A 25,660-nucleotide genomic window follows, 5' to 3' on the forward strand; every position below is an offset into this window, starting at 1 on the left:
CCTGCATGAGTAGTTCGAGCCGTCGCCATACCGGGCGCTGCGAACCGCAGTTCGTCAGTCGCCCGTTTCCTCGAGGCGGACAGCCATCGGGCGCGGATGCGCTCGATACATCCGGCAGGTCTTCGGGCTCGTCGGCGCGCGGGCCAGGAATGGAGCCCGCTTCTACTGGCCGTCGCTTCCCAGGCGCCGCCGCCGGTGAGCCGTGGCTCGGGCGGGGCGGTCCCAGTGCGTGTGACGGCGGTCGTTCCGACATACCGCTGCGGGTCAGCTCCGGAGTCTCACCGGATTCCCTCTTCGCGGGCGGTCGCTGCCGTCGGCAGCGAACTCGCGTCGACGCCCGGCGGGAAGCAGGGGCTCCATAGTGATCCCGGCCGGGCGAACCAGTTGCAGTTATCGATGGTAAAGGACCGGGTACCATTGGGCAGCATGGGATCCGGCGGTGATTTTAACTCCGGCGGACCGGCTCATCCGGTCGCTGGGATCATCCTCGTAGCCCGTGGAGACGAGCGGAATCCCGCAGGTGACGGCGATGTTCCGACAGAACAGCGACTGATGGCCTGCGTGTCAAGTCTGGGCGCCGGCGGCTGCAAGGACATCTATGTGGCGCTCGGCGCCCGCGTGGTTCCGGCGCCCGACACCTCGTCGACGACGCTCTATCTCCCCGAGTGGTACGACAGTCTCGACGCCTGCTCGAGTGCGGCGCTGAAGTTCGTCGATCAGCATCCGAGTCTGACGGGGGCGGTGATCCAGACCCTCGACAGCCCGGATGCCGGTTCGATCGCTGTCGCACGCGTCATCGAGGCCGCCGCCGACTGCCCGACGAGTCTGTGCCGCGCGGCGTTCGGCGGCCGTCCCGCCCAACCCTTCTACCTGGGAGCCGAACGCGTTCGCGAGGCCATCGCGGAGCTGGGGGCGGGACTGCCTGCCGTGCGGTATCTCGTCGCGCACCGCGACGACATGGTGCTGGTCGACTGCACCGATCTCGGGAACCCCGCCGACTCGCCCCTCTGAGCGCCTGCCTGGATGCGCGGCGACCTGGATGCGCGGCGTCCGGGTCAGCGGCCCGGCAGTCCGGAGCGCAGAGCCGCCGCTTCGACGTCGAGCAGTGCGCTCGCGCAACGGGTGGCGGGATCGACCGCGGCCGTGAGCGCGGCGTCGTAGCCGTCGCGGGCGAGGCCGGCCACCGACCCGGCGGCGTCGACGCCGATCAGCGCCGCGAGTTCTCCGGTGGTGGGGACGCACACCGCCCACGTGAGACGCGACTCGTCGGCCCACGCGGCGTCGGCGGCTCGGATGTACTCGACCGGATCGCCGACGCCGAGGAGCTCGAGCGCGGGCACATCGGACAACCGCTCGTCGTGCCGCAGGGCGCGAAGATACCACGCACCGGCGTTGATCTCGACAGCTTCCATGACGGGTCCTTCTCGTTCGCTCACGAATCGGCCGGATCCGGGCGCGTGCACGGCTCCGAAAACGGGCTGTGCCGTTCCTCCTGACTCGACATCGGTCAGGCGGAACGGCACAGCCGGAGGTGTATCCGGTTCTACTTGATCTCGAGCAGCACCGTGCCCTGGGTGACCGCGGCACCGGCCTCGGCGGACAGGCTGGTGATGGTGCCGGCCTTGTGCGCAGTGACCGGGTTCTCCATCTTCATGGCCTCCAGGACCACGACCAGGTCGCCCTCGGCGACCTCGTCGCCCTCACCGACGGCCACCTTGACGACGGTGCCCTGCATCGGCGCGGTCACGGCGTCGCCGGAGGCAGCGGCGCCGCCGCCCTTCTTGCGCGTGCGCGACTTCGGCTTGCGGCGGATGGCGCCGTTGGTGCCGCCACCGCCGCCCAGGTTGAGATCGCCGGGCAGCGAGACCTCGACGCGGCGGCCGTCGACCTCGACGATGACCTTCTGGCGCTGGGTGTCGTCCTCGTCGTCGAGCGGCTCACCGCCGGTGAAGGGCTTGATCGGGTTGTCCCAATCGGTCTCGATCCACTTGGTGTAGACCTCGAAGCCCTCGACGCCGTTCTCGTCGGTGCTGCCGATGAAGGCGGGGTTGGACACGATGTGGCGGTGGAACGGGATCACGGTGGCGAGGCCGTCGACCTCGAACTCGGCCAGTGCGCGGCGGGCGCGCTCGAGTGCCTGGGTCCGGTTCTCGCCGGTGACGATCAGCTTGGCCAGCATCGAGTCGAACTGACCGCCGATGACGTCGCCCTGGCGGACGCCGGAGTCGACGCGGACGCCGGGGCCGGAGGGCTCGCGGTAGACGGTGATCGGGCCGGGCGCGGGCAGGAAGCCTCGCCCGGCGTCCTCACCGTTGATCCGGAACTCGAAGGAGTGACCACGCGGGGTCGGATCCTCGGTGATCTCCAGGGGCTTGCCCTCGGCGATGCGGAACTGCTGGCGCACCAGATCGATGCCCGAGGTCTCCTCGGTGACCGGGTGCTCCACCTGGAGTCGGGTGTTGACCTCGAGGAACGAGACGGTGTCACCCTGGACCAGGTACTCCACGGTGCCCGCGCCGTAGTAGCCGGCCTCGCGGCAGATGGCCTTCGCGGAGGAGTGGATGCGCGCCCGCTGCTCGTCGGTCAGGAAGGGAGCGGGGGCCTCCTCCACCAGCTTCTGGAACCGGCGCTGCAGCGAGCAGTCACGGGTTCCGGCGACGACGACGTTGCCGTGCTGGTCGGCGATGACCTGGGCCTCGACGTGTCGCGCCTTGTCGAGGTACTGCTCCACGAAGCACTCGCCGCGACCGAATGCCGCGACGGCCTCGCGGGTGGCCGACTCGAACAGCTCGGGGATCTCCTCGACGGTGTGCGCGACCTTCATGCCGCGGCCGCCGCCGCCGAAGGCGGCCTTGATCGCGACCGGGACGCCGTACTGCTTGGCGAACTCGACCACCTCGTCGGCGCCGGCGACGGGATCCTTGGTGCCGGCGGCCATCGGCGCCTTCGCGCGCTCGGCGATGTGGCGTGCGGTCACCTTGTCGCCGAGGTCACGGATGGCCGACGGGGGCGGGCCGATCCAGGTGAGACCGGCGTCGATCACGGCCTGTGCGAAGTCCGCATTCTCCGAGAGGAAGCCGTATCCGGGGTGGACTGCGTCAGCGCCGGACTTGGCGGCGGCGTCGAGGACCTTGTCGAACACCAGGTACGACTCGGCCGACGTCTGGCCGCCGAGTGCGAACGCCTCGTCCGCCAGCTGCACGAACAGTGCGTCGGCGTCCGGTTCGGCGTACACGGCGACACTGGCGATGCCTGCGTCCTTCGCGGCGCGAATCACGCGAACGGCGATCTCACCGCGGTTGGCGATGAGGACCTTCTTGATGGTCGTCTGACTGATCTCAGCGGAACTGGTCACTGGCACTCCTGTGGCACCACCGGTCAGGCGGTGCCGTTGTCGGGGACGGCTCTCACCATCCGGGGTCGACGGGCTGCGTCTCGCGCGGGATTCTCCCGCTCGTGGCGTCCTACACGTGGCTCGCATCAGACGGGCAACGTGATTTCCGCGACTCAGATTAACGCACCGATCAATTGCTCGGTACGACGCATCTCACGCAGGTCAAGAAAATTGTCTACCCGGCTTCGGCTGTACGCGCGAGTAGGTCCGCGAAACGGTCGAGGAAGACGGGAACATCACCTGCGGTTTCGGCGGGATAGCGAGCGTGCATCCGCAGGCCGCCGGGCGTCCGGTTGACCCACACGTAGACCTCGTCGTCGGCATAAGAATGGCTGCGCAGGACCCGTGCGGCACCGTCGTCGGCGGCCTGGGCACGCGGTGCCCCGCGCGTGTCCATGTACGAGACCACCGTATGCGGCGAGCCGGTGACGCCGATGAGATCCGCCACACGAAGGAACGGAAGCTCGCTTCCGTGCCGCGAAGCGCTCAGTTCCGCGGTGCTCCGCCGCGACGCCTCGGCGGGCGTGGGATCGTCGGAGACGTCGATCACCAGGGGCGCCAGACCGACGAACCAGCCCAGCGAGTGCAGCCACGAGCGGTCGGTCCGCGTATGCCGGGGCATGATCACGGCGAAGTCGTCGGCGCCGCTGGTCTCGCGGAAGGCCACCGCCATCGCTCCCAGGATCCCGCCCACCGGGGACGCGCCCGAGGCGGCGCAGAAGGCCTCGAAGCGCGTCGCGCCGGCGTCGTCGAGGAGCAACCGGGTGCGCGCGAGCTGGACCGGCCCGGTGCCCTCCTCGGCGGGCCCCGCCCGACCGGGGGTCAGCAGGGGGTTCGGTGGCAGTCGGCCGCCGAACCGGGCGACGAACTCGGCCCATGTGCGCACTGCGCGGTGCTCGGGGTCGGCGACGTCGGCGGCGCGGCGCTGGGCGTCGCTGAAGTCGAGGTAGCTGCCCGTGGGCTCGAGAGCCGGTGGACGACCCTCGCGGGCCGCCCGGTACAGCTCCGACAACTCGTGATGCGCATTGACCAGGGAGTAGCCGTCCACCAGCGAGTGGTCGGCGGCGAAGAACAGGGTGAAACTGTCCGGTCGCGCCACGGTCGCGAACCGGTACGCCGGCCAGTGCAGAGGGGCGGTCGCGCGGTCGAACGATCCCGCGATCTGCTCGAGGAGCAGCGGCGTCTCGGTGTACCAGCCGATGCGTGCCATCTTGACCCGGACGGTGTCGGGCTCGGTGGTGTAGCGCTCCGTGCGGTAGCGGGCGTCGCGGTCGGCCTTGAGCACCACGTGCGTCCGCAGCACCTCGTGGCGATTGATGTACGCCACCAGCGCGGAGCGGACCGAGGGCACCGACATCGGTTCGTCGAACTCGATCGCGAGCCCGAGCCACGATTCGCGGCCGCCCTCGCGATGCGTCAGCGCCCGGTACTCGAACGCCGACCGCAGATGCTCCTCGTGGTTGTGCGAGGTCTCGCGTACGTCTCGGCTCCAGCTGCCCAGACCGCCCGGCACAGCCGGAATCCACTCGACCAGGCCGCCGGGCTGAATCGGGGCGTCGAGGATCTGCAGAAAGTCCATTGCGCTGCGACGGCGTTCAGCGGGAGGTCTGCTCGCGCACCTGACGCTTGATCCGCGTCAGCATGCCCGCCATCCCGTTGAGACGCAGCGGACTGATCACCGACGACAGACCCAGCTCGTGGAAGAAGTCGTCGGGCACCGCGGTGATCTCCGAAGCACTGGCGCCGTCGAGCCCCTCGTGCAGGATGGAGGCGAAACCCCGGGTGGTGGGTGCCTCGGGCGGAGCGCTGAAGTACAGGCGCACGGCCTCGGCGTCCGAGGCGTCCACGGACAGGAAGATCGGCGACTGGCACTCGGGAACCGGCTCCATCGACTCGGGCTTCAGCGACTCGGGCAGCTCGGGGAGCTCGCGGGAGAACTCGAGCAGCAGAGTGACCTTGTCCGAATCCGCCAGATCGGCGAAATCCGAGACGATCTCGGCGAGAGGGGCGGGCAGCGTCATGGAACTGTTTCCGGCGTCAGTCGGCGACGCCCGTGCCCGGCTCGTCGCCGACGGCGATCGGAACCCGGACGCGGTTGCCCCATTCGGTCCAGGAGCCGTCGTAGTTGCGGACGTTCTCGAAGCCGAGAAGATGGGTCAGCACGAACCAGGTGTGGCTCGACCGCTCGCCGATCCGGCAGTACGCGATGGTCGGGGTGGCCGGGTCGAGACCGGCGTACACGTCTTCCAATTCGGCCCGGCTGCGGAACCGGCTGTCGGGGGCGGCGGCCTTGGCCCACGGGATCGAGACGGCGGTGGGGATGTGACCGCCGCGCAGCGCACCCTCCTGCGGGTAATCGGGCATGTGCGTGCGTTCGCCCGTGTATTCCTGCGGCGAGCGCACGTCGATCAGCGGAGTCGAACCGATCTCGGACAGCACGTCCTCGGCGAAGGCGCGGATCTTGGAGTCGTCGCGCTCCACGACCGGATAGTCGGTCGGGCGGTAGACCGGGACGTCGAAGGAGGTCTCGCGCTGTTCGTCCATCCACGCGTCGCGGCCGCCGTCGAGGAGCCGGACGTCCTCATGGCCGAAGAGCGTGAAGACCCAGAGGGCGTACGCGGCCCACCAGTTGCTCTTGTCTCCGTAGATCACGACCGTGTCGTCGCGGGAGATCCCCTTCTCGCTCATCAGCTTCGCGAACTGCTCGCCGTTGATGTAGTCGCGGGTGACCGGATCGTTGAGGTGAAGGTGCCAGTCCACCTTCTGGGCGGTGGGAATGTGGCCGATGTCGTAGAGGAGCACGTCCTCGTCCGACTCGATGATCTTCAATCCGGGCGCGCCGAGGTGCGCGGACAACCACTCGGTCGTCACCAAGCGCTCCGGATGTGCGTATGCGGAGAAAGCCGGATTCGGATCGAATTCCACAGTCACTGAGGGTCTCCCGCCTCTGCTGATGTCGGAGGCGACCGGAACCGGCCGCGGATACAAGCATACGGACGGCCGCGCCGAGGCGTTTCGCCGGACCGGTCTCAAGTTCGTTCCGATCCGCGGTCCGGCCTGCGCAATCGTCCGAATGACGTCGGGCACGTCGCCGGGGGCGACGGTGTTAGCGTTCCCGTCATGCCGAGAAGGGGATCGGGGCGCGGGCTCCGGACAGTGGTGGGTACGGCCCTGGCGGTCGTGGCCGCGCTGACGATGAGCGCATGCGGGGTGGACGGAACGGCGCATCGCGCGGCGCCCACGCCACCCGCGCACTGTTCGGCCGCTCGGTGTCCGGAACTGGCCGCCGTCTCGGCTGAGCGGCTGGCGGCCTCCGGGGTCGACGAGTCGAATCAGTCGACCGCGGTCCCGGCGTACATGTCGGCGGTGCTCGACGACTTGGACTCGGTGTGGCAGGACTGGTTCGCCCAGTTGGCGATCGAGGGGTCGACGGCGGGCCGGGTGCTGATCGCCCCGGGCGATGCCTTCCGCAGCGCGTGCCTGGACTCGGGTGAACTGCCCGACGGAATCCCGAGCGATTTCCCGAACGCCTTCTTCTGCCCGCTCGACCGCCGGCCGGACGGCGGCGGCACCGACAGGCAGGGGTCGGTGATCCTGCCCGTGCAGACCTTCGCCGACATCTGGAACGGCAAGCTCATGGGCTCGTCCGGCATCATGCTCGGTGACTTCACCGCGGCCACCATCATGGCCCACGAATACGGCCACAACGTCGTGTACCGCCTCGCGAAGGCGTACGGCATGGGCGACGCGGCCGGGCCGCCCGGAGACGACCGCGAGTTGATCGCCGACTGTTTCGCAGGCAACTGGGCGGCCACCGTCTTCGAGCGCAAAGACCTGTCGTTCACGTCGATGCTGCAGGCCGCAGCGCTGATCGTCAGTGTCGGCGACGCCGCGCCCGGGCAGGGCCACGGAACCTCCGTCGCGCGGGCGCGGGCCCTCTGGCGCGGATTCACCGACAACCTCAGACGGCAGGGACAGCCCGGCGACTGCCTCAAGGCGTACTGGCCCGCCGTACTCCGGCAGTGAGGTCTCAGCGCTCGGCGGACCACAGGTCGGCGACGTCGACGCCGACCTGCGTCAGCAGGCGCCGGACCAGCGGCAGGCTGATGCCGATCACCGACGACGGGTCGCCGTCGATGCCGTCGATCAGCCAGCCGCCGATCCCGTCGAGGGTGAACGCGCCCGCGACCTCGAGCGGCTCGCCGGTCGCCGCGTAGCGTTCGATGACCTCGTCGGAGACGTCGGAGAAGAAGATCGCCGTCGACTGACTGTGACTGGCGGACGCGACGACCTCGCCGTCACGCACGCGCCGCACGCAGTGTCCGGTGATGAGATGACCGGTGGTCCCGCGCATCCGTCTCCACCGCTCGGCGGCGGCCGCCGCGGTGTGCGGTTTGCCCGCGAGCGACCCGCCGGTGAGAAGCATCGAATCGCAGGTCACGACCACGCCGTCGGTCGCCGCACCCGCCGCCCGCGGTGCGCCGTCACCGAGGACGGCGGCGACCACCGCGTCGGCCTTCGCCTCGGCCAGCCGGGTGACGATCTGCGCGGGCGGGGCGCCCGCCAGCTCGTCGAGCAGGGCGTCCTCGTCCACGTCTGACACGACGACCGCCGGCCGCAGTCCGGCGTCTCGCAGCACGCGCAGGCGTGCGGGCGAGGCCGAACCGAGGACGACGGTCGTCGCGGTGGAACGGTGTGCGGGGCTCACCAGCCGCCGCGGTTGGTGAAGCTGCCGGGCTGGCCCCAGTTCTCCCGGAACATGTCGACCGGGCGGCCCCAGTCGTTCCGGATCTGCGGTCCGGTGTCGGCGGTGCCGCCGCTCGCCGCGGCGAAGACACCGACCAGGGCGGCCAGTTCCGCGTCGGTCGGCTTGCCGTCGACGATGGTCAGGAACGGGCGGGCGGGCTGCTCTTGGCTGCCCGCCGAGGTGACGTCGTCACTCATGTCCTCGCCTTTCTGGATCGGGGAACGGACTACAGCGGGATGTTGCCGTGCTTCTTCGGCGGCAGCTGCACCATCTTGCGCTCCAGCAGCTTCAGGGCATTCGCGATCTGGCCCCGGGTGTGGCTCGGCGGGATCACCGCGTCGACATAGCCGCGCTCAGCCGCGACGTACGGGTTCACCAGGGTGTCCTCGTACTCCTGCTGCAGTTCCAGGCGCAGTGCGTCGACGTCCTCACCGTTCGCCTGCGCCTCCTTGAGACGGCTGCGGTAGACGAAGCCCACCGCGCCCGAGGCGCCCATGACCGCGATCTGAGCGGTCGGCCAGGCCAGGTTCACGTCGGCGCCCATGTGCTTGGAGCCCATGACGTCGTACGCGCCGCCGTAGGCCTTGCGGGTGATGACGGTGATCTTGCCGACCGTGGCCTCGCCGTAGGCGTAGAGCAACTTGGCGCCGCGGCGGATGATGCCGTTGTACTCCTGCTCGGTGCCGGGCAGGAAGCCGGGGACGTCGACCAGGGTGACGATCGGAACGTTGAAGGCGTCGCAGGTGCGCACGAAGCGCGCCGCCTTCTCCGAGGCGTCGATGTCGAGACAGCCGGCGAACTGGGTCGGCTGGTTCGCGACGATGCCGACGCTGCGGCCGTCCACCCGTCCGAAGCCGACGATGACGTTCATCGCACGCTCGGCCTGCACCTCCAGGAACTCCTCGTCGTCGAGGATGTTCCGGATGACGTTGTGCATGTCGTACGGCTGGTTGGGCGAGTCGGGGATGATCGTGTCGAGCGCGAGATCGTCCTCGGTGAGATTGTCCTCGATGGCGCCGACGCGCTCCGGCGCGGGCAGGCGCGGGGCCTCGGCGCGGCAGTTGCTCGGCAGGTAACCCAGCAGTTCCTTGACGTAGTCGAGGGCGTCTTCCTCGTCCTGGCCGACGTAATGGGCGACGCCCGACTTGGTCATGTGCGTGTGTGCGCCGCCCAGGTCCTCCTGAGTGACGTCCTCACCGGTGACGGTCTTGATGACGTCGGGACCGGTCACGAACATCTGGCTGGTCTGGTCGACCATGACCACGAAGTCGGTGAGAGCGGGGGAATACACGTGGCCACCGGCGTTCGGGCCCATGATCAGCGAGATCTGGGGGATGACGCCGGAGGCGCGGACGTTGCGACCGAAGATCTCGCCGTACAGGGCGAGGGAGACCACGCCCTCCTGGATGCGGGCGCCCGCACCCTCGTTGATGCCGATCAGGGGGCGGCCGGTCTTGATCGCCAGGTCCATGACCTTGACGATCTTCTCGCCGTACACCTCGCCCAGGCTGCCGCCGAAGACCGCGGCGTCCTGGCTGAACACGCACACCTCGCGGCCGTCGACGGTGCCGTAGCCGGTGACGACACCGTCGCCCATCGGGCGCCGCTCGGCGAGCCCGAAGTTGGTGGACCGGTGACGCGCCAGCGCGTCGAGTTCGACGAACGAACCCTCGTCGAGGAGGTGGGTGATGCGCTCGCGTGCGGTGAGTTTGCCCTTGGCGTGAACCTTCTCCGCAGCGGCTTCGCCGACCGGGAACTCGGCCTCGGCGAGGCGGTTGCGCAGATCGGCGAGCTTGCCCGCCGTGGTGTGGATGTCCGGCGCAGCGCCGTCGTCGCGTGAAGCAGTCGTCATGGGATCCGATGCTAACGACCGACACCTATGCGAGGTCAACCGCGCCGATAATGTGAGAATATCCTCACATTCGAGATCACTGCGGAAGCGGTGCTGTGAGTGTATTCACTCGCGGGCCCGTAAAGTGCTCGTACATGAGCAACGACGTGCCCGATCAGGAAATCCTCGCCGAACAGCTGTCGGACACGCGGTGGCGCGCCGTGGAGGTGATCGCCGAGACCGGCTCGACCAATGCCGATCTGATTGCGCGAATCGATGCCGGGGAAGACGTCGACGGCATTGTTTTGATCGCCGCGCGGCAGACCTCGGGCCGCGGCAGGCATGCGCGGGTATGGGAGACACCGCCCGGACAGCTCGCCGTCTCGGCTGCCATCGCGGTCGACGCCGATGCGATTCGCAGCCTCGGCTGGTTGTCGTTGCTCACCGGCCTCGCCGTCCACGACGCCGTCTCCGCACTCACCGGAACCGGTCTCGAGCTCAAGTGGCCCAACGATGTCCTCGCACCCGGTGGCGGCAAGCTGTCGGGCATCCTTTCGGAGTTCCGGCTCACCGGCGACGGCGGGGGCGTGGCGGTGATCGGCACCGGACTGAACCTGGATCTGCCCGCCGGGTCGGCGCCCGACACGGCGGCCTCGATCAGCGGCCTCGCCGACGCGCCGGTGGACCAGACCCGGGTCGCGGCCGCGTATCTGCGGGCGTTGTCCGAGCGGCTCGCGGACTGGCCCGACCGCATCGATGTCCTCGCCGGGAACTATCGCAGCGTCAGCGCCACCCTGGGGTCACGGGTCCGGCTGATCCTGCCCGGCGACGTCGAGGTGGTCGGTATCGCCACCGACATCGACGACGAGGGGCGGGTGATCGTCGACGGTCCGGACGGTCCGGTCACGGCGTCGGCGGGCGACGTCACGCACCTGCGGCCCGCCGACTAGCGCCGGACACCTCTAGCTGCGTTTGCGGTCGCTGCTGGCGCGGCCCATCGTCGGGATCAGCGTCAGCACCGGCAAGCCGATGATCAGGTGCAGCACCGCGGTGCCGATGCCGGACGAGATCTGCTCCGACAGCAGCAGCGGAAGGATCACCGCGGCGGCGATCAGCAGCCCGACGATCCATCGGTAGAACTGATTGGGCGCAGGCGTACCCACCTGCAGCAGGTACCACAGGGCGCCGGCGACGATCGCGGCGACGAACCCGGTGACGGCGAACCACACCTCGTCCTGTGCGAGCGGATTCCAGATGCCGAACCGGCCCGACTCGTTGATCTTCTGGGTGACGGCGCGGATCACCCAGGCGGCGAGCCAAGCGGCCAGCCCCGTGACCACTCCGGTCATCAGAACGCCTCCGCAGAACATCAGCGGGTCGATGTCCGGGCCGCGGCGGCGGGGTGTGGCGGGCGGCTGACTGTACTGGGCGTCGTACCCGGTCTGGCCGTAGTCGCCGGCCTCGGTGTACTGCCCGTAATCGTTCGGCCGGCTGTAGGCACGCGTCGCCGGCGGCTGAGGCGGACGGTGGTTCGGGTCGCGCGGATCGTTGTACGTCATGGTCCTTGCCTGTTGTTGCTGCTCGGTATCGCTGCGGTCGTGAGGCCAGATCCGCCCCAGTGTAGCGCCGATATCAGGCCCTCCTAAGAATCCGGCACTAAGGTGAAACGCCATGGGTTACCCGCGCGAGAACCTTGCGCCCGGCGAGGTGGTGGTCATACACCGGCATCCGCACTGGAAGAGCCTGCTGGTGCCGGTGCTGATCTTCTGGGCGGTGACCGCTGCCGCGGGAGTCGCGGTCGGTTACGCCCAGACGTCCGCAATGGCCGACCGCGCCGCGTTGTGGGTCACCGCCGTCGTCGTCGCGATCTGGGCGGCGGCCGTGGCGTGGTTCCTCATCCGGCCGCTGATCTCGTGGAAGACCACTCATTTCGTCGTCACCGACCGTCGGGTCATCTACCGCAGCGGCGTCCTGACCAGGTCCGGCATCGACATTCCGATCCGCAGGATCAACACCGTCGAGTTCCGGCACGGGGTGATCGACCGGATCCTCCGCACCGGCACTCTGGTGATCGAATCGGCATCCGACGAGCCGCTCGCCTTCCATGACATCCCGCAGGTGGAGGCGGTGCACGCTCAGCTCTACCAGGAGCTGCTCGACGAGGACGACGACGCGCTGACGGGCCGCGTCGACGAGTGGCGCCGATGATGAGGTCGCGAGCGGTGCTCCTGGCCGAGGACGACGCGGCCATCGCCGAGCCGCTGGCCCGAGCGCTGAGCCGGGAGGGCAACGACTGCGAGATCGCGGCCACCGGTCCCGAGGCGCTGGAGAAGGTGCGCAGCGGCGACTACGGACTGCTCATCCTCGATCTCGGCCTGCCCGGGATGGACGGTCTGGAGGTGTGCCGCCGGATCCGCTCCGAACTGCCGCAACTGCCCGTGCTGATGCTGACCGCTCGCACGGACGAGGTGGACTTCGTCGTCGGTCTCGATGCGGGCGCCGACGACTACGTCGGCAAGCCCTTCCGCCTGGCCGAGTTGCTCGCGCGCGTGCGCGCGCTGATGCGGCGCAGCGTCACGGCCGTGGAGGGGGAGGAGATCCTCGACAGCGGCGACATCCAGCTCGACCCGCGCGCTCGGCGCGTGGTGGTGGACGGCGAGGATCTGACGCTGGCGAACCGGGAGTTCGATCTGCTCCGCTTCCTGATGGAGCGGTCGGGCGAAGTGGTGTCGCGCGACGAGATCATGGACGCGGTGTGGGGGTCGACGGATCTGCGGTCGTCGAAGACGCTCGACATGCACATCTCCTGGATCCGGCGGAAGATCGGCGACGACCGTCCCAAGAATCGCAGACACATCGTGACCGTGCGCGGTGTCGGCTTCCGGTTCGACCCGTAGGAGCCGTGTGCGTCGTCGAATCCTGAAGATGATGATCGCGTCCCTCGTGGCGATGGGCGTGATGTTCGGCGTGCCGATGACCATCATCACCTGGGACTGGTTCTCCACCTCCGCTCACCAGGACCTCTCCGAGCGGCTCAAACGCATGAGCGAGCACGTGCTCGCGGAGGAGGCCGCCGGCCGCGCCGTATCCCCGCACGATCTGGATCTCGAACAGTTCCGTCTGCTGGTGCCGCCGAACGGTCGCCTCACGCTCACCTATCGCGTTCGCGATCGGGACGCGCCCGGCGGCTACCAGCGCGGGATCCGCCAGATCGGCCATGTCTTCGACGGCGCGGCGGTTTCGGAGTCGGTCAATCTCGGCCGCGACGTGGACCTGACGCTCGCGATACCGCAGGAGGACGTCCGTCCGACCCAGTTGCTGGCGGTGCTGACCCTGCTGCTGGCGATCCTGGTCGCCGTCGTCGGCGGTGCGGTGGTGGCCGTCCTCACGGCGCGGCGGCTGTCGGAGCCGCTGTCGGACGTCGCGCGCCGCGCCGCCGCCATGGGTCGGGGCGACTTCTCCTCCGACTGGCCTGCATACGGCATCGATGAGCTCGATCGGGTCTCGGCGGCGCTGGCTGACGCCAATGACGAGATCGTCCTGCGGCTCGAGCGCGAGGGCGAGATCATCGGGGACGTCTCCCACCAGCTGCGCAGCCGGCTCACCGCGATCGGGCTGCGGCTCGACGAGTTGACCCTGCACCGCGATCCGGCAGTGGTCGCCGAGGCCGAGGCGGGACTGGCGCAGGTGGAACGGCTCGCCGACGAACTGGACGAGATGATCGCGGCCTCGCGTGCGGATCCCAAGGCGCGGGTCGCGATCGACGTCACGTCGGTCGTTCAAACCCTGGTGCGCGATTTCGAGCCCGCGTATCGAGCGGCCGGGCGGTCGGTGCGGATGGTGGTCGACGAACCGGTCCCGCACACCTACGGTCGTCCGGGCCGCCTCCGCGAGGCGCTGAGCGTGCTCGTCGACAACGCACTGGTCCACGGGGGCGGGGAGTGCGTCGTCCGGGTCGGGGTGCTGACATCGCGCGAGATGGTCCGCGTCACGGTGTCGGACGCCGGCGCCGGCGTGCCCGACGAGGTGGTACCGGAGATGTTCCGCCGGGGTGTGTCGGGCGGGGGACGGAACGGGCTGGGTCTGTCACTGGCCCGCGCCCTGGTGGAGGCCGACGGCGGTCGGCTCGATCTGGTGTCGCGGCGGCCCGCGGTGTTCGCGGTGGTGGCGCCGCTGCATCCGGCGAGCGGTGCGTCCTACGGCGAGGAGTCAGACGCCGGCGGCGGTGCCGGTGCGGACGGCGGTGGGGCAGACGGCGACGGGACAGACGGCGGCGGGTCGACGCTCACGCATGTCCGAGTTCCTCATCGCTGAGTTCCTCGGACGTGGGGTTGACGTCGGTGGATCCGCCTTCGCCGCCGCGCGGCTGCTCGTCGGGGAAGGCGAACCGCCGCAGCGCCCAGAACCGGAAGACCATCTGGAGCAGGTTGCCGATCACGAAGGCGAGCAGGAAGTCGAAGATCGCGAGTTCGAGGCCGACCAGGTTCTCGCGCATGTTGAAGACATTGTTCGCGATCCAGATCGGCGCGGCGGAGATCAGGACGGCGATGCCGCTGATGGCGAAGAACAGGAGCGCCTCGTGGTGCTTCTCGCGTCCGCCGCGGTTCTTGAACGCCCACTCGCGGTTGAGGACATAGCTCAGGATCGTGGCGACCACGCCGGAGATCACCTTGGCCACCGTCGGCTTCGATTCGAGAACACTGAGGGCGAGTGCGTAGTAGACCGCCATGTCGACCACGAATGTGGTGCCGCCGACGATCGCGAACTTGATCAGTTCGCTGTGCTTGAGCACCAGCCGTCGCACGGGCTCCGGCAGTCGCTTCACTGCCCCGTCAATTGTCGGCACAAGGTTCGAGTGTACGTAATCTGGCCCGCCGAATTGTCACCGACCGGCCGGGGTGCGCGTGCCCGCGGCCGGGCATGACAACATTGAACGGTGACTTCCAGCCCAGACCGACGTTCCAGCGGCATGCCCACCGTGACCATGATCGGCGGTGGTCAGTTGGCCCGAATGACCCATCAGTCGGCCATCGCCCTCGGTCAGTGCCTGCGGGTTCTGGCGGGCAGCGCCGACGAGCCGGCCGCGCAGGTGAGCGCGAACGTGGTGCTCGGCTCGCACGACGATCTCGACGCCCTCCGCGCCGCCGCCGAAGGAGCGGTCGCGCTCACCTTCGATCACGAGGGAGTTCCGCTCGCTCACCTCGAAGCGCTCGAGGCCGAGGGCGTCGCGGTGCGCCCGCCGTCGAAGGCGCTGCACTTCGCACAGGACAAGCTGGCCATGCGGACCAAACTGTCGGAACTGGGCCTCCCGGTTCCCGACTTCGTCGACCTGTCGGGCGAGGTCGGCGCGGCGCGCTCCGCGCTGATCGCCTTCGGCGAGTCCCACGACTGGCAGGTGGTTCTGAAGGCGGTCCGAGGCGGTTACGACGGTCGCGGAGTGTGGCTCACCGACAACCGCGACGAAGCGTTGCGCGTCTTCGACGACACCTCCTCGGGCGACACCGTGCTCATGGCGGAGCAGAAGGTGGCGATGGTGCGCGAGCTGTCGGCGATGGTGGCACGGTCGCCGTACGGACAGGGCGCCGCGTGGCCGGTCGTCGAAACCGTCCAGCGCAACGGCCAGTGCGCCGTCGTTCTGGCTCCGGCTCCGGGCCTGGACGCCGATGTCGCTCAGCAGGCGCAGCAGATGTCGCTCACGCTGGCCGAGGAACTGGGCGTGGTGGGCGCCATGGCGATGGAGCTGTTCGAGACGACGGACGGCGAACTGGTGGTCAACGAGCTCGCGATGCGCCCGCACAACAGCGGTCACTGGACCATGGACGGCGCCGTCACCTCGCAGTTCGAACAGCATCTGCGCGCGGTTCTCGACTATCCGCTCGGCGATACCGCGGCGCGCGCCGACGTGATCGTGATGGCCAACATCCTGGGGGCGCCGGAGGCTCCGCAGATGTCGATGGACGAGCGCCTGCATCATCTGTTCGCCCGGATGCCCGAGGCCAAGGTCCATCTGTACGGGAAGGGCGAGCGGCCCGATCGCAAGATCGGACACGTCAATGTCGTAGGACGTCCGGGTGAGGGCGTCGACGACGTCCGCGAACGGGCCGAGCGCGCCGCCCAGTGGATGAGCGCGGCCGTGTGGACCGACGGCTGGGATCCGCACGCGGGCTAGTCGGACGTGGTGACACCATCGTGACGCTGCGGTCTCGGTGCGTGAACGAGGGCGTGAAGCCGCCACGGGGTTGAATTGACACCATCGTGGTGTCATGATTGATGTCATGGACCTCGATCAGTACGTCGACGACCTTCAGCGCCGGTTCGGAGCCGCGGCGGAACGTGACCTCTCCGACGCCGCTGACAACGGGGTCGACGACGTCCGCGCCGCCGCGGAGCGTCTCGCGAACAGTATGGACGCCACCATCCGACTCGCCCTGCTCGATGTCCTGTCCGCGGCGGCCGGCGAGATCACTCGTGACCTGGTTCCCGGGTCGGTCGACCTCCGCCTGCGCGGGCGCGAGGTGGACTTCGTAGTCGCAACGCCGCGCACCACCGACGATGCCGACTCGGAGTCCGCGATCGGCGTCGACTTCGACGACACCACCACCTCACGCACCACACTGCGACTCCCGGATGTCCTCAAGGCGCAGGTGGACGAAGCCGCGGCCGCCGAGGGCGTCTCGGTCAACACCTGGCTGGTGCGCGCCGTCGCCTCAGCCCTGAATCCGCGGCGGCGACGATCCGTGCAGCGCGCGTTGCGCACCGGCGGCGACTTCGCCGGCTGGGCGCGCTGACCACTCTCCACACCTTCGCGAACGATCCCATCACCCCGTCTCGACCACGGGGTCGGTCGACTGCACTCTCCGGAAGGCTCTCCCATGCCCACCTACCGCACCCCAGAACCCGTCGATCTCGCCGTGAACCTGCCGCTCGGCCACATCGACGTCATCGCGAGCGACCGCACCGACGCCGTCGTGACCGTATCGCCCAGTAACCCGGACAAACCCGCCGATCAGCGCGGTGCGGCAGCGACCACCGTCGAGTTCGACGGCCGCCGAATCACCGTCCTCGGACCGCGTCCCAGGTTCCGCTTCCTCGGCCCCTCCGAGTCGGTGGACATCACGGTCGAACTCCCGGAGGGCTCGCGATTCACCGCCGAATGCTCCACGGGAGGTGTCCGCGCCACCGGCAGGCTGGCCGCGACCCGGGTGAAGGCGTCCGTCGGTGCCGTCGACCTCGACGCCACCGGCGACCTGTGGCTGCACGCCGCGTACGGCAACGCCACCGTCGGCACGGTCGACGGGTCGGCCGAGGTCGTCGCGGGGCACGGGCAGATCCGGATCGGCACCGTCGCCGGCGACGCCGCACTGAAGTCGTCGTACGGCAGCGTCCACCTCGGCACGGCGCACGCCGCCGTCGAAGCCACTCTCTCGTACGGCGACCTGCACATCGACGGTTCGGCGTCGTCGGTCACCGCGCGCACCGCGTACGGAAGCGTCACCGTCGGTGAGGCGCGCGGCGGCGCTCTCGACCTGGAGAGCAGCTTCGGGACGATCGTCGTCGGCGTCGCCGACGGGGTTCCCGCCTGGCTCGACCTCTCGTCCACTCAAGGACAGCTGCGCAACCGTCTCGACGGTTCCACCGTCCCGTCGACCGGTGAGCATGTGTCCATTCGCGCGCGAACGTTGTACGGCGACATCGAGATTCGGCGCGCCCACTCGGTTTCAGACAGCGCTCGCTCAGTCGAAGACGAAGGAACACGGTCATGACCACGACCATCGCTCCGCCCGCGATCAGGATCCGCGGAATCGAGAAGTCCTATGACGGCCGTTCTGTGCTGCGCGGGGTCGACCTCGACGTCGAGGCGGGCAGCGTCGTCGCACTCCTGGGCGCTAACGGTGCAGGCAAGACGACGCTCGTCCGCATCCTCTCGACGTTGACGCGGCCCGACGCAGGCACCGCCGTCGTCGGCGGCCACGACCTCGCGACCGAGCCCCTCGAGGTTCGCCGGTCGATCAGCCTGACGGGTCAGTTCGCCGCCGTCGACGAGGTACTGACCGGCCGCGAGAACCTGATGCTCATCGCCCGCCTGCGCCACGAGCACGGCCCCGGCGCCGTCGCGGACGGCCTGCTCGAGCGCTTCCGGCTCACCGACGCCGGCGGACGCGCCGTCGCCACGTACTCGGGCGGCATGAGGCGTCGTCTCGACATCGCCATGAGCCTGATCGGTGATCCGTCCGTCATCTTCCTGGACGAACCGACCACCGGACTGGACCCCGAAGCCCGCATCGACGTGTGGGACACCGTCCGCGAACTCGCCGGCCGCGGCACCGCGATCCTCCTGACCACCCAGTATCTCGAGGAGGCCGAACAACACGCCGACCGCACCGCCGTGCTGCACGACGGCCGGATCATCGCGAACGGCACACTCGCCGAACTGAAGCGACTGCTTCCGCCGACCAAGGTCGAATACGTCGAGAAGCAGCCCACCCTCGAGGAGATCTTCCTCGCGCTCACCAGACACCGCACCGAGAACGAAGGCCGGTCATGACCACACACGTCCTCAGCGACACCGGCGCCCTCCTGGGTCGCTCGCTCAAGCACGTCACGCGCAGTGTCGACACCATCGTCACCACCGCGCTCACCCCGATCGCCATGATGCTCCTGTTCGTCTACGTCTTCGGCGGAGCCATCAAGGCGAGCACCGGAACTGCGAGTTACGTCGACTACCTGCTTCCCGGAATCCTGCTGATGGCCATCGCCTCGGGCGTCGCGTACACGGCACTGCGCCTGTTCAACGACCTTCAGAGCGGGCTGTTCGAGCGCTTCGGATCGATGCCGATCGCTCGCGCCGCCGTCCTCTGGGCCCACGTCCTCACCTCGATGGCGGCGAACGCGGTCACGGTGGTCATCATCATCGCGGTCGGACTGGCGATGGGTTTCCGATCGTCCGCGGGACCGCTCGCCTGGCTCGCAGTCGCCGGCATCCTCGCCCTCTTCACGCTGTCGTTGACGTGGATCGCGGTCGTCGCGGGACTGGCCGCCAAGACCGTCGACGGTGCGACCGGGTTCTCGTACCCGCTCATCTTCCTGCCCTTCGTCAGCTCCGCGTTCGTCCCGACCGACACCATGCCCACCCCGGTGCGGGTCTTCGCCGAGCACCAGCCGGTGACCTCCATCGTCGACACCGTCTCCGCGCTGCTCGGCGAGCAGCCCGTCGCCACCGCCGACCTCGTGGCCGCGCTCGCGTGGTGCATCGGGATCGGCGCCATCGCCTACGCGGCGGCGATTCGCCTCTACCGCCGCAAGATCCGGTGACCGCGGAGACGCCGGCCGCCCGCTTCGAGCCGCATTCACACCGCGTCGGGGACGACAGCCGGCGTCACCGCGCACGGTTGCCTCGCCTACGCTGTTGAGAATCAGCCCCGAGAACCTTGGAGACGTCGATGACCGCACCCGCCACCGTGCCCGCACCCCGCGTCGGCCTCATCATGGGCAGTGACTCCGACTGGCCGACGATGCAGGCCGCGGCGGAGGCGCTCGCCGAGTTCGGCATACCGTTCGAGGTCGGCGTGGTCTCGGCGCACCGCACCCCCCAGCGGATGCTCGACTACGCGAAGAACGCCGCGGGACGCGGTATCTCGGTGATCATCGCCGGTGCCGGTGGCGCCGCTCATCTGCCGGGCATGGTCGCGGCGGCCACACCGCTGCCGGTGATCGGGGTGCCCGTTCCCCTGAAGTACCTCGACGGGATGGACTCACTGCTGTCGATCGTGCAGATGCCGGCCGGCGTGCCGGTCGCGACGGTGTCGATCGGCGGCGCCCGGAACGCGGGTCTGCTGGCCGCACGCATCCTCGGAGCCTCCGATCCGGCCGTTCAGAGTGCGATGGCGAAGTTCCAAGCCGGACTGGAGGAGATGGTCCTCGAGAAGGACGAGAAGCTGCGCAGGACCCTGCTCGACGGCTGACCGAGCGCTACGGGCTCAATGCGGCCACCACGTCGGCCGCCGGGACCGCCTGAGCAGCCCGGAAGCCGGTCCCGGCCCAGAGATTGATGACGTCCGGGTCGGTGGAACCGGCCCGGCGTATACCGCCGGTGAGAGTGTTGACCTGGGGATACACCGGCGGTGCCGCATCACTGTAGGCGGCGATGAACTCGTTCACCAGGCCACGCGCCAAGCGGCCCGAGTACGCCCGGGTGGTGACGGTCTCGGTGAAGCGCGGGTCGGCGAGGGCGTCCCGGTGCGCCTGTTTGGTGCCGGCCTCGGGGCAGCGGAGCAGTAGCGTCCCCACCTGCACGGCGGCGGCGCCCGCCTCGAGCAGTGCGATCACGTCGTCGCGGGAGGCGACGCCGCCCGCAGCGATCACCGGCAGGCCCGCCGCGTCCGCAACACCGGTGAGGAGGGGCAGCGTGTCGATGCCCGGGTCGGCGTCGAGGATGCCGAACGTGCCGCGGTGTCCGCCCGCCGACACGCCCTGGGCGCAGAGCGAGTCCACTCCGGACTCTCGCGCGATCAGCGCCTCGTCGACACAGGTGACGGTCCCGACCACGAAGACCTCCGCGGCGTGCAGTCGTGCCACCGTGGCGGCGTCGGGACAACCGAAGGTGAACGAGGCGACGGGCACGCGCTCGTCGATCAGCACCTGGACCTTGGCGTCGAAGTGGTCGTCGGTGAACGGAACGTGCTCGGGCAGCGGTGCGCCCAGCCGCTCGGCGAGCGGGGCGAGCCGGTCGCGGTACTCGGCGAAGGCCGCTTCGTCGAACGGGATCTCCTCGGGCACGAACAGATTGACGCCGAACGGCGCATCGGTCAGCGCGGCGATCGCGCGGATGTCCTCACGGAGTCGTTCGGGCGTGAGATAGGCGCCACCGTAGAAGCCGAGACCACCCGCGCCGGAGACGGCTGCGGTGAGTTCGGGCGTCGACGTGCCTCCGGCCATCGGAGCGCCCGCGATCGGAACGCCGAGCAGACCGAGATCGAACATCATTCACTCTCCTTCCGGAACCCGGACGATCTCCAGGCTCACCTCGCTGCGCAGGACGAATCCCATCGCCTCGTACAGGCTGCGCGCCGGATTCTCCGCCGTCGTGTGCAGAAAGGGCAGGTCGCCGTCGTCGACGATGACCTGAGCCACCGCGGCGACGAGTCTGCGTGCCAGTCCGCGTCCGCGTGCCTCCGGATGGGTGCACACCGCGCTGATCTCCACCCAGCCGGGAAGCCGCAGCCGCTGACCCGCCATGGCGAGCAGCCGGCCGTCGCCGTCCCGGTAGCCGAGGTAGACGCCCATCTCGACGGTGCGCGGGAGAAAGGGCCCGGGCTTGGTCAGTGTCACCAGCTCGGTCATCTCGGCCACGTCCGGCGGGCCGAGCCGGACGAGTTCCGGGTCGGGGCGCCGTTCGGTGTCCTCACCGGAGTACTGCACCAGATCGAAGGTCTCGACGTGCCGCCAACCCGGGGGCGCCGGGGTCCGGCAGTCGCGTAGGCCGACGGTGTTCCCGGGTCCGGCCAGCGCCGCCATGTCGACCCAGTCGGCGTCGGTCATCTCGCGCGGATGACCGAAGAACACCGAGACCTCCGGCTCGAACGCATTGATGCGGCCGCGCCGCCGGGCGAACCGCTCCTGCCGCCCGGTCAGTGCGCAGGTGAACGGATCGTCGAGCGGCGTCAGATCGACGGTGCCCGTCATTCGACCTCCAGCTTCCGGCGGAAGAACGCGATGACCGCCTCGAGCGTGTCGTGCGTCGGCTGTCCGGGTTGGTCGATCAGGTGCTCGGTGAGCACCGAGTGCGGCGGAATCAACGCGTCCGGGGCAGCGGCGTCGTCGGGCAGGTCGACACCGATGAAGGCGTCGCCGAGCTGTTCTCGCAGAAAATCGAAGCGGCTGCCCGGGACCAGCCGGTCGCCCTCGAACCGGGCACCCATCACCTGCAGTCCCCGCGCGCAGCGGACCTTCACGGTCTCCAGATCGCCGGGCGAGATGTCGATGGTCCTGCGCCGTGCGGGCGTGAGGCCCACCGGCAGCGAGGGCTGCGACAGCACGGGCGCCAGCATGGTGTCGTCGACCGCCATCGCGAGTGCGAAGCCGCCGGTGACGCACATGCCGACGGCGCCCACGCCGGGGCCGCCGCACTCGGCGTGGGCCCGTCGCGCGAGGGCACGCAGCCAGGACACCACCGGCGACGACCGCCCCGTGGCGAAGACGGTGAACTCCCGGCTGACGCATACCCGGCCGAGCGCTCGGGCCATCAGCGCACCGGTCCGGGCCGGTCCGGTCACACCGCCGGGGAACGGATCGGCACCGTCGACGCCGAACAGCGAGGGGACGTACACCGTGCAGCCCGCGTCGCTGACCCGGCGGGCGAAGGCGGCGACCTTCGGTGTGATGCCGGGGATCTCGGGGATCACGATCACCGCCGGGCCCGATCCGCGGCGGTAGTACCGGTGGGTGACGCCGTCGTCGGTGAACTCTGCGCGGTCGAAGCCGTCGAGTGCGTCGGTCATGCTTCGACGAGGCGGCCGTAGAGCACTGATTCGGACAGCTTGGCCGGAATCCGAGCGGACTTCACGACGTCGGGGGAGTCGGACGGGATCACCCGCACGCCGGCCACCTTCAGCTCCCTACCGCTGCGGACGAGCGTGAACTCGCCGGCGGCGAGCACGTTCTTGACCCAGTCGGAGTCGGCGCCGTAGTTCAGTGCGATGCTGATGCGGCCGGCGTCGACGAAGGCCAGGACCGGCGTGCGGTAGCGGCGGTTCGACTTGCGCCCGACGTGTTCGACGATCGCCCACGGTGCGATCCGTCCCGCCCACAGTCCTTGGATCGGATTGGTCACGTACTTGTTGACGAGCGCCACGGCATGCGGAACCTTCATGTTCTCCAGCTTGCCGTATCGACGAGCGGTCGGCGAGGCCGAGGCATGAGGCGAGGGGATCTGCGCGATAATGTCGGCATGGCGACGACCGACCAGGTGCACACCGATCCCGCGGAGTTCGCCGCGCACGTGGTGGCGGAATCGATCCGCCTGTTCTCCGAACGCGGCTACGAAGCCACACCGGTCGACGAGGTCGCCGCCGCCGCCGGCGTGTCGCGCCGGACCCTGTTCCGGCAGTTCCGGTCCAAAGAGGACCTCATCTTCGCCGACCACGAGTCCCTGCTCGAACAGGTCACCGACTTGCTGCGAGGCGAGGAAGAGGCGGGCACCGATCCCTGGTGGGCGGTGTGTGCCGCGGCCGAGCTCGTCTTCGCGCACTTCGCGACGCTCCGCGATCTCGCGGTCCGGCGCTATCAGGTGGTGGCGCGGGTGCCTGCCTTGCGCGACCGGGAGCTGGTCACCACCTACCGCTATCAGCGCAAGTTCGAGGAGTTCCTCCGCCGCGCTCTGCCGGATGTGCCGCGGGTGCGGATCGTGGCCTTCGCCGCCGCCGTGACCGGCGCCCACAACTATCTGTTGCGGTCGATGGTCCGCGGCGACGAGAACGCCACCGCCGAGACCCTGCGGCGGGAGTTGCTCGCGATCTACGGCGTGGTCGGTGAGTACGCCGATCCGTCGTCGGCCTCCGCTCCCGAGGTCGCGGTGGTCAGCTTTCCGGCCGGGACCACGCCCGATGAGGTCGCGGAGGCGGTGCGGAGGCGATTGACGCGGCACCCAGTGCCGTGATGCACTTATCGAGAAGACGATCACGGCACTGAGTGACAGGGCTCGTAGCGCCGGTTTAAGGAGAAACGATGGGCAAGTTCGGGAACCCCGATTTCGACCTCTTCCAGCTCCCGGAGGAGCACCAGGCGCTGCGCGAGGCCATCCGCGCGCTCGCCGAGAAGGAGATCGCACCGCACGCCAAGGACGTCGACGAGAAGGCTCGCTTCCCGGAGGAGGCGCGCGCCGCACTCGTGGCCAGCGGCTTCAACGCGGTGCACGTTCCCGAGCAGTTCGACGGGCAGGGTGCGGACTCGGTCGCGGCCTGCATCGTGATCGAAGAGGTTGCGCGCGTGGACGTCTCGGCGTCGCTGATCCCCGCGGTCAACAAGCTCGGCACCATGGGCCTGATCCTGTCGGGCTCGGACGAGCTCAAGGCCAAGGTGCTGCCGTCGATCGCCTCGGGTGAGGCCATGGCGTCGTACGCACTGTCGGAGCGCGAGGCCGGATCGGACGCCGCCTCGATGAAGACGCGCGCCCGCAAGGACGGCGACAGCTGGGTGCTCAACGGCTCCAAGTGCTGGATCACCAACGGCGGCAAGTCCACCTGGTACACCGTCATGGCGGTCACCGACCCGGAGAAGGGCGCCAACGGCATCTCCGCGTTCATGGTCCACAAGGACGACCCCGGCTTCACGGTGGGCCCGCTGGAGCACAAGCTCGGAATCAAGGGCAGCCCCACCGCGGAGCTGTACTTCGAGAACTGCACCATCCCCTCCGACCGGATCATCGGCGACGAGGGCACCGGCTTCAAGACCGCTCTGGCCACCCTGGATCACACCCGTCCCACCATCGGCGCGCAGGCCGTCGGCGTGGCGCAGGGCGCCCTCGACGCGGCCATCGCGTACGTCAAGGACCGCAAGCAGTTCGGCAAGACCATCAGCCAGTTCCAGGGCGTCGAGTTCATGCTCGCCGACATGGCGATGAAGGTGGAGGCCGCGCGCCTGATGGTCTACACCGCCGCCGCTCGTGCCGAGCGCGGCGAGGGCAACCTCGGCTTCATCAGCTCGGCGTCCAAGTGCCTGGCGTCGGATGTCGCGATGGAGGTCACGACCGACGCCGTTCAGCTCTTCGGCGGTGCGGGATACACCACCGACTTCCCGGTCGAGCGCATGATGCGCGATGCCAAGATCACCCAGATCTACGAGGGCACCAACCAGATCCAGCGCGTCGTCATGAGCCGCGCGCTGCTGCGCGGCTGAACCCGGCCGGACCGTCGAATGCGCGGGCCGGCCGCCGTCCCGACCGAGAGGTCAGCGGGTGGCGGTCGGCCCGCGCATTCGTCTCGGTCAGGTCCGGACGACGGTCGCCTTCTCGGTCTCGGCGATCGCCCGCAGACGGGAGTCCTCGACGCCCCCCGCGACGACGACGAGAGACGCCCCGGACAACAGCGGAGCGGCGAGGTTCGCGACGACGTCGGTCACAGTGCGCCATCCGCGGGTGCTGAGCAGTCGGTCGGCCGGATCGAGCCCGCCGTCGGCGGCCGAGAGCACCTGCGCCACCGTCACCTCGTCGACGGCGTCCCGCCCGGAACCCGCCGGGACGAACTGGTCACCGTGCGCGCGCACCGACTCGCCGAAGTCCTCGACGCCGACCGGGAGGTCGCGCACGCCCATGGCGAACGGATCCAGGGGAACCGCGATCACCTCGTCGGTGTCGTGCTCGTCGACCCGCTCCCGCGAGGTGAAGGTCGCGCGGTCGTCGGCCGCGTCGTCGCTCAGGTCGACGGCGACGCCCGCCCACCACGCACCGAGCAGAACGGCCGCGGTCTGCCAGTGTTCCGGCAGATCCACCCGCACGCGGTCGCCGGGCGCCAGGCCCAGCCCGTCCCGCAGGTAGTTCGCGATCTTGGCGGCCCAGTTGCCCAGCGTCGCACCGGAGAGCTCGGTGCGCTCGCCGGTCGACTCGTTGTAGTAGGTCAGCATCGGCCGCGCATGGTCGGGCACGGCCGCGAAGATCGCGCCCGTGACGGTGTCGTGGCTCATCGAGTGTCCTCGC

The 25,660-nt window shown here is 69.3% G+C and carries 29 protein-coding genes and 1 riboswitch; of the genes, 14 read left to right on the plus strand and 15 right to left on the minus strand.

From position 1 onward, the window contains the following. Positions 1 to 96: 96 nt before the first annotated feature. Positions 97 to 330, minus strand: a riboswitch (cobalamin riboswitch). Positions 331 to 552: 222 nt separating this feature from the next. Continuing rightward, positions 553 to 1,011: a hypothetical protein gene (locus P5P27_RS05455; protein WP_278126780.1), complete on the plus strand. Its 459-nt coding sequence runs from the start codon at positions 553 to 555 to the stop codon at positions 1,009 to 1,011. A gap of 44 nt (positions 1,012 to 1,055) precedes the next feature. Here P5P27_RS05455 and P5P27_RS05460 read toward each other — a convergent pair whose 3' ends face one another. The 5 genes from P5P27_RS05460 to P5P27_RS05480 form a co-directional block, all read right to left on the minus strand. Then, positions 1,056 to 1,412, minus strand: a complete 357-nt coding sequence (locus P5P27_RS05460; protein ID WP_278126782.1) for a hypothetical protein — start codon at positions 1,410 to 1,412, stop codon at positions 1,056 to 1,058. A 131-nt stretch (positions 1,413 to 1,543) separates the two neighbouring features. Then, positions 1,544 to 3,355: an acetyl/propionyl/methylcrotonyl-CoA carboxylase subunit alpha gene (locus tag P5P27_RS05465; protein WP_222111024.1), complete on the minus strand. Its 1,812-nt coding sequence runs from the start codon at positions 3,353 to 3,355 to the stop codon at positions 1,544 to 1,546. Between the two features lie 214 nt (positions 3,356 to 3,569). Next, positions 3,570 to 4,973 (minus strand): condensation domain-containing protein, encoded by a 1,404-nt coding sequence (locus tag P5P27_RS05470; protein WP_006896484.1) that lies wholly within the window; start codon positions 4,971 to 4,973, stop codon positions 3,570 to 3,572. 16 nt (positions 4,974 to 4,989) lie between these two features. Then, positions 4,990 to 5,415, minus strand: coding sequence for a SufE family protein (locus tag P5P27_RS05475; RefSeq protein ID WP_006896483.1), 426 nt, complete (start codon positions 5,413 to 5,415; stop codon positions 4,990 to 4,992). 16 nt (positions 5,416 to 5,431) lie between these two features. After that, complete coding sequence (locus tag P5P27_RS05480) at positions 5,432 to 6,325, minus strand: sulfurtransferase (RefSeq protein WP_006896482.1); 894 nt, start codon at positions 6,323 to 6,325, stop codon at positions 5,432 to 5,434. Positions 6,326 to 6,514: 189 nt separating this feature from the next. Between P5P27_RS05480 and P5P27_RS05485 the strand changes: the two genes are divergently transcribed. Then, positions 6,515 to 7,420: a neutral zinc metallopeptidase gene (locus P5P27_RS05485; protein WP_278126787.1), complete on the plus strand. Its 906-nt coding sequence runs from the start codon at positions 6,515 to 6,517 to the stop codon at positions 7,418 to 7,420. A 4-nt stretch (positions 7,421 to 7,424) separates the two neighbouring features. On the opposite strand, the gene P5P27_RS05490 is transcribed toward P5P27_RS05485, so the two are convergent. Genes P5P27_RS05490 through P5P27_RS05500 form a run of 3 tightly spaced genes read right to left on the minus strand, consistent with a single transcriptional unit; the run spans position 7,425 to position 9,993 of the window. Beyond that, on the minus strand, positions 7,425 to 8,102 hold the full coding sequence (locus tag P5P27_RS05490; RefSeq protein WP_278126789.1) for a Maf family protein: 678 nt from the start codon (positions 8,100 to 8,102) through the stop codon (positions 7,425 to 7,427). After that, the gene (locus tag P5P27_RS05495; RefSeq protein WP_278126791.1) at positions 8,099 to 8,338 is read right to left on the minus strand and encodes an acyl-CoA carboxylase subunit epsilon; all 240 of its coding nucleotides are present in this window, start codon (positions 8,336 to 8,338) and stop codon (positions 8,099 to 8,101) included. Before P5P27_RS05495 ends, P5P27_RS05490 begins: the two co-directional genes overlap by 4 nt. Before the next feature lie 29 nt (positions 8,339 to 8,367). Then, positions 8,368 to 9,993, minus strand: coding sequence for an acyl-CoA carboxylase subunit beta (locus P5P27_RS05500; RefSeq protein WP_006896478.1), 1,626 nt, complete (start codon positions 9,991 to 9,993; stop codon positions 8,368 to 8,370). 134 nt (positions 9,994 to 10,127) lie between these two features. On the opposite strand from P5P27_RS05500, the gene P5P27_RS05505 reads away from it, so the two are divergent. Further along, positions 10,128 to 10,922, plus strand: coding sequence for a biotin--[acetyl-CoA-carboxylase] ligase (locus tag P5P27_RS05505; protein ID WP_278126793.1), 795 nt, complete (start codon positions 10,128 to 10,130; stop codon positions 10,920 to 10,922). A gap of 12 nt (positions 10,923 to 10,934) precedes the next feature. Here the strand turns inward: P5P27_RS05505 and P5P27_RS05510 are convergent, their stop codons facing one another. Then, a complete protein-coding gene (locus tag P5P27_RS05510; protein WP_006896476.1) occupies positions 10,935 to 11,531 on the minus strand; it encodes a hypothetical protein in 597 nt (198 codons plus the stop codon). Between the two features lie 112 nt (positions 11,532 to 11,643). Here P5P27_RS05510 and P5P27_RS05515 point away from each other — a divergent pair, with 112 nt between their 5' ends. From P5P27_RS05515 to P5P27_RS05525, 3 genes are read left to right on the plus strand one after another with little or no spacing between them, the layout of a single operon-like run. Then, on the plus strand, positions 11,644 to 12,180 hold the full coding sequence (locus P5P27_RS05515) for a PH domain-containing protein (RefSeq protein ID WP_006896475.1): 537 nt from the start codon (positions 11,644 to 11,646) through the stop codon (positions 12,178 to 12,180). Continuing rightward, positions 12,177 to 12,869, plus strand: coding sequence for a response regulator transcription factor (locus P5P27_RS05520; protein ID WP_197078082.1), 693 nt, complete (start codon positions 12,177 to 12,179; stop codon positions 12,867 to 12,869). The genes P5P27_RS05515 and P5P27_RS05520 overlap by 4 nt, the downstream gene beginning before the upstream one ends. A gap of 7 nt (positions 12,870 to 12,876) precedes the next feature. After that, the gene (locus P5P27_RS05525) at positions 12,877 to 14,286 is read left to right on the plus strand and encodes a HAMP domain-containing sensor histidine kinase (RefSeq protein WP_278126798.1); all 1,410 of its coding nucleotides are present in this window, start codon (positions 12,877 to 12,879) and stop codon (positions 14,284 to 14,286) included. On the opposite strand, the gene P5P27_RS05530 is transcribed toward P5P27_RS05525, so the two are convergent. Beyond that, positions 14,258 to 14,818, minus strand: coding sequence for a GtrA family protein (locus tag P5P27_RS05530; protein WP_278126799.1), 561 nt, complete (start codon positions 14,816 to 14,818; stop codon positions 14,258 to 14,260). The genes P5P27_RS05525 and P5P27_RS05530 overlap by 29 nt on opposite strands. Positions 14,819 to 14,941: 123 nt before the next feature. Between P5P27_RS05530 and P5P27_RS05535 the strand changes: the two genes are divergently transcribed. From P5P27_RS05535 to purE, 6 genes are all read left to right on the plus strand, one after another. Next, complete coding sequence (locus P5P27_RS05535; protein ID WP_423201245.1) at positions 14,942 to 16,141, plus strand: 5-(carboxyamino)imidazole ribonucleotide synthase; 1,200 nt, start codon at positions 14,942 to 14,944, stop codon at positions 16,139 to 16,141. Positions 16,142 to 16,247: 106 nt separating this feature from the next. After that, positions 16,248 to 16,760 carry a histidine kinase gene (locus P5P27_RS05540; protein WP_341338674.1) on the plus strand — a complete coding sequence of 171 codons (513 nt, stop codon included), beginning with the start codon at positions 16,248 to 16,250 and terminating at the stop codon, positions 16,758 to 16,760. Between the two features lie 84 nt (positions 16,761 to 16,844). After that, positions 16,845 to 17,735: a DUF4097 family beta strand repeat-containing protein gene (locus P5P27_RS05545; RefSeq protein ID WP_222111029.1), complete on the plus strand. Its 891-nt coding sequence runs from the start codon at positions 16,845 to 16,847 to the stop codon at positions 17,733 to 17,735. Then, on the plus strand, positions 17,732 to 18,517 hold the full coding sequence (locus tag P5P27_RS05550; RefSeq protein WP_278126806.1) for an ABC transporter ATP-binding protein: 786 nt from the start codon (positions 17,732 to 17,734) through the stop codon (positions 18,515 to 18,517). Before P5P27_RS05545 ends, P5P27_RS05550 begins: the two co-directional genes overlap by 4 nt. Beyond that, positions 18,514 to 19,284, plus strand: a complete 771-nt coding sequence (locus P5P27_RS05555) for an ABC transporter permease (protein WP_006896467.1) — start codon at positions 18,514 to 18,516, stop codon at positions 19,282 to 19,284. Before P5P27_RS05550 ends, P5P27_RS05555 begins: the two co-directional genes overlap by 4 nt. A gap of 128 nt (positions 19,285 to 19,412) precedes the next feature. Next, complete coding sequence (gene purE / locus P5P27_RS05560) at positions 19,413 to 19,934, plus strand: 5-(carboxyamino)imidazole ribonucleotide mutase (protein ID WP_062367546.1); 522 nt, start codon at positions 19,413 to 19,415, stop codon at positions 19,932 to 19,934. 7 nt (positions 19,935 to 19,941) lie between these two features. Here purE and P5P27_RS05565 read toward each other — a convergent pair whose 3' ends face one another. The 4 genes from P5P27_RS05565 to P5P27_RS05580 are packed head-to-tail and all read right to left on the minus strand — an operon-like array spanning position 19,942 to position 22,840. Next, positions 19,942 to 20,952 carry an NAD(P)H-dependent flavin oxidoreductase gene (locus P5P27_RS05565; RefSeq protein WP_278127411.1) on the minus strand — a complete coding sequence of 337 codons (1,011 nt, stop codon included), beginning with the start codon at positions 20,950 to 20,952 and terminating at the stop codon, positions 19,942 to 19,944. A 3-nt stretch (positions 20,953 to 20,955) separates the two neighbouring features. Then, complete coding sequence (locus P5P27_RS05570) at positions 20,956 to 21,654, minus strand: GNAT family N-acetyltransferase (protein WP_222111030.1); 699 nt, start codon at positions 21,652 to 21,654, stop codon at positions 20,956 to 20,958. Continuing rightward, entirely contained in the window at positions 21,651 to 22,469 is an 819-nt protein-coding gene (locus P5P27_RS05575; protein ID WP_006896463.1) for a dienelactone hydrolase family protein, read from the minus strand. Before P5P27_RS05575 ends, P5P27_RS05570 begins: the two co-directional genes overlap by 4 nt. Continuing rightward, positions 22,466 to 22,840: a nitroreductase family deazaflavin-dependent oxidoreductase gene (locus P5P27_RS05580; RefSeq protein ID WP_222111031.1), complete on the minus strand. Its 375-nt coding sequence runs from the start codon at positions 22,838 to 22,840 to the stop codon at positions 22,466 to 22,468. Before P5P27_RS05580 ends, P5P27_RS05575 begins: the two co-directional genes overlap by 4 nt. Before the next feature lie 78 nt (positions 22,841 to 22,918). On the opposite strand from P5P27_RS05580, the gene P5P27_RS05585 reads away from it, so the two are divergent. After that, the gene (locus P5P27_RS05585; protein WP_006896461.1) at positions 22,919 to 23,626 is read left to right on the plus strand and encodes a TetR/AcrR family transcriptional regulator; all 708 of its coding nucleotides are present in this window, start codon (positions 22,919 to 22,921) and stop codon (positions 23,624 to 23,626) included. A gap of 68 nt (positions 23,627 to 23,694) precedes the next feature. Then, complete coding sequence (locus P5P27_RS05590; RefSeq protein WP_006896460.1) at positions 23,695 to 24,864, plus strand: acyl-CoA dehydrogenase; 1,170 nt, start codon at positions 23,695 to 23,697, stop codon at positions 24,862 to 24,864. Positions 24,865 to 24,951: 87 nt separating this feature from the next. On the opposite strand, the gene P5P27_RS05595 is transcribed toward P5P27_RS05590, so the two are convergent. Next, positions 24,952 to 25,647, minus strand: a complete 696-nt coding sequence (locus tag P5P27_RS05595; protein ID WP_006896459.1) for a TIGR03089 family protein — start codon at positions 25,645 to 25,647, stop codon at positions 24,952 to 24,954. Between the last annotated feature and the right edge of the window lie 13 nt (positions 25,648 to 25,660).

This window comes from Gordonia sihwensis, assembly GCF_029632925.1.
In the GTDB taxonomy this organism is placed as follows: Bacteria; Actinomycetota; Actinomycetes; order Mycobacteriales; family Mycobacteriaceae; genus Gordonia; species Gordonia sihwensis.

What these genes read in the sequence shown, in the direction of transcription:
- P5P27_RS05580 (WP_222111031.1), bottom strand. Translation starts at nt 22,840, where the DNA reads ATGAAGGTTCCGCATGCCGTGGCGCTCGTCAACAAGTACGTGACCAAT.
- P5P27_RS05535 (WP_423201245.1), top strand. Translation starts at nt 14,942, where the DNA reads ATGCCCACCGTGACCATGATCGGCGGTGGTCAGTTGGCCCGAATGACC.
- P5P27_RS05550 (WP_278126806.1), top strand. Translation starts at nt 17,732, where the DNA reads ATGACCACGACCATCGCTCCGCCCGCGATCAGGATCCGCGGAATCGAG.
- P5P27_RS05555 (WP_006896467.1), top strand. Translation starts at nt 18,514, where the DNA reads ATGACCACACACGTCCTCAGCGACACCGGCGCCCTCCTGGGTCGCTCG.
- P5P27_RS05495 (WP_278126791.1), bottom strand. Translation starts at nt 8,338, where the DNA reads ATGAGTGACGACGTCACCTCGGCGGGCAGCCAAGAGCAGCCCGCCCGC.
- P5P27_RS05505 (WP_278126793.1), top strand. Translation starts at nt 10,128, where the DNA reads ATGAGCAACGACGTGCCCGATCAGGAAATCCTCGCCGAACAGCTGTCG.
- P5P27_RS05540 (WP_341338674.1), top strand. Translation starts at nt 16,248, where the DNA reads ATGGACCTCGATCAGTACGTCGACGACCTTCAGCGCCGGTTCGGAGCC.
- purE (WP_062367546.1), top strand. Translation starts at nt 19,413, where the DNA reads ATGACCGCACCCGCCACCGTGCCCGCACCCCGCGTCGGCCTCATCATG.
- P5P27_RS05510 (WP_006896476.1), bottom strand. Translation starts at nt 11,531, where the DNA reads ATGACGTACAACGATCCGCGCGACCCGAACCACCGTCCGCCTCAGCCG.
- P5P27_RS05455 (WP_278126780.1), top strand. Translation starts at nt 553, where the DNA reads ATGGCCTGCGTGTCAAGTCTGGGCGCCGGCGGCTGCAAGGACATCTAT.
- P5P27_RS05475 (WP_006896483.1), bottom strand. Translation starts at nt 5,415, where the DNA reads ATGACGCTGCCCGCCCCTCTCGCCGAGATCGTCTCGGATTTCGCCGAT.
- P5P27_RS05520 (WP_197078082.1), top strand. Translation starts at nt 12,177, where the DNA reads ATGATGAGGTCGCGAGCGGTGCTCCTGGCCGAGGACGACGCGGCCATC.
- P5P27_RS05545 (WP_222111029.1), top strand. Translation starts at nt 16,845, where the DNA reads ATGCCCACCTACCGCACCCCAGAACCCGTCGATCTCGCCGTGAACCTG.
- P5P27_RS05570 (WP_222111030.1), bottom strand. Translation starts at nt 21,654, where the DNA reads ATGACGGGCACCGTCGATCTGACGCCGCTCGACGATCCGTTCACCTGC.
- P5P27_RS05460 (WP_278126782.1), bottom strand. Translation starts at nt 1,412, where the DNA reads ATGGAAGCTGTCGAGATCAACGCCGGTGCGTGGTATCTTCGCGCCCTG.
- P5P27_RS05485 (WP_278126787.1), top strand. Translation starts at nt 6,515, where the DNA reads ATGCCGAGAAGGGGATCGGGGCGCGGGCTCCGGACAGTGGTGGGTACG.
- P5P27_RS05575 (WP_006896463.1), bottom strand. Translation starts at nt 22,469, where the DNA reads ATGACCGACGCACTCGACGGCTTCGACCGCGCAGAGTTCACCGACGAC.
- P5P27_RS05565 (WP_278127411.1), bottom strand. Translation starts at nt 20,952, where the DNA reads ATGTTCGATCTCGGTCTGCTCGGCGTTCCGATCGCGGGCGCTCCGATG.
- P5P27_RS05500 (WP_006896478.1), bottom strand. Translation starts at nt 9,993, where the DNA reads ATGACGACTGCTTCACGCGACGACGGCGCTGCGCCGGACATCCACACC.
- P5P27_RS05515 (WP_006896475.1), top strand. Translation starts at nt 11,644, where the DNA reads ATGGGTTACCCGCGCGAGAACCTTGCGCCCGGCGAGGTGGTGGTCATA.
- P5P27_RS05595 (WP_006896459.1), bottom strand. Translation starts at nt 25,647, where the DNA reads ATGAGCCACGACACCGTCACGGGCGCGATCTTCGCGGCCGTGCCCGAC.
- P5P27_RS05470 (WP_006896484.1), bottom strand. Translation starts at nt 4,973, where the DNA reads ATGGACTTTCTGCAGATCCTCGACGCCCCGATTCAGCCCGGCGGCCTG.
- P5P27_RS05590 (WP_006896460.1), top strand. Translation starts at nt 23,695, where the DNA reads ATGGGCAAGTTCGGGAACCCCGATTTCGACCTCTTCCAGCTCCCGGAG.
- P5P27_RS05585 (WP_006896461.1), top strand. Translation starts at nt 22,919, where the DNA reads ATGGCGACGACCGACCAGGTGCACACCGATCCCGCGGAGTTCGCCGCG.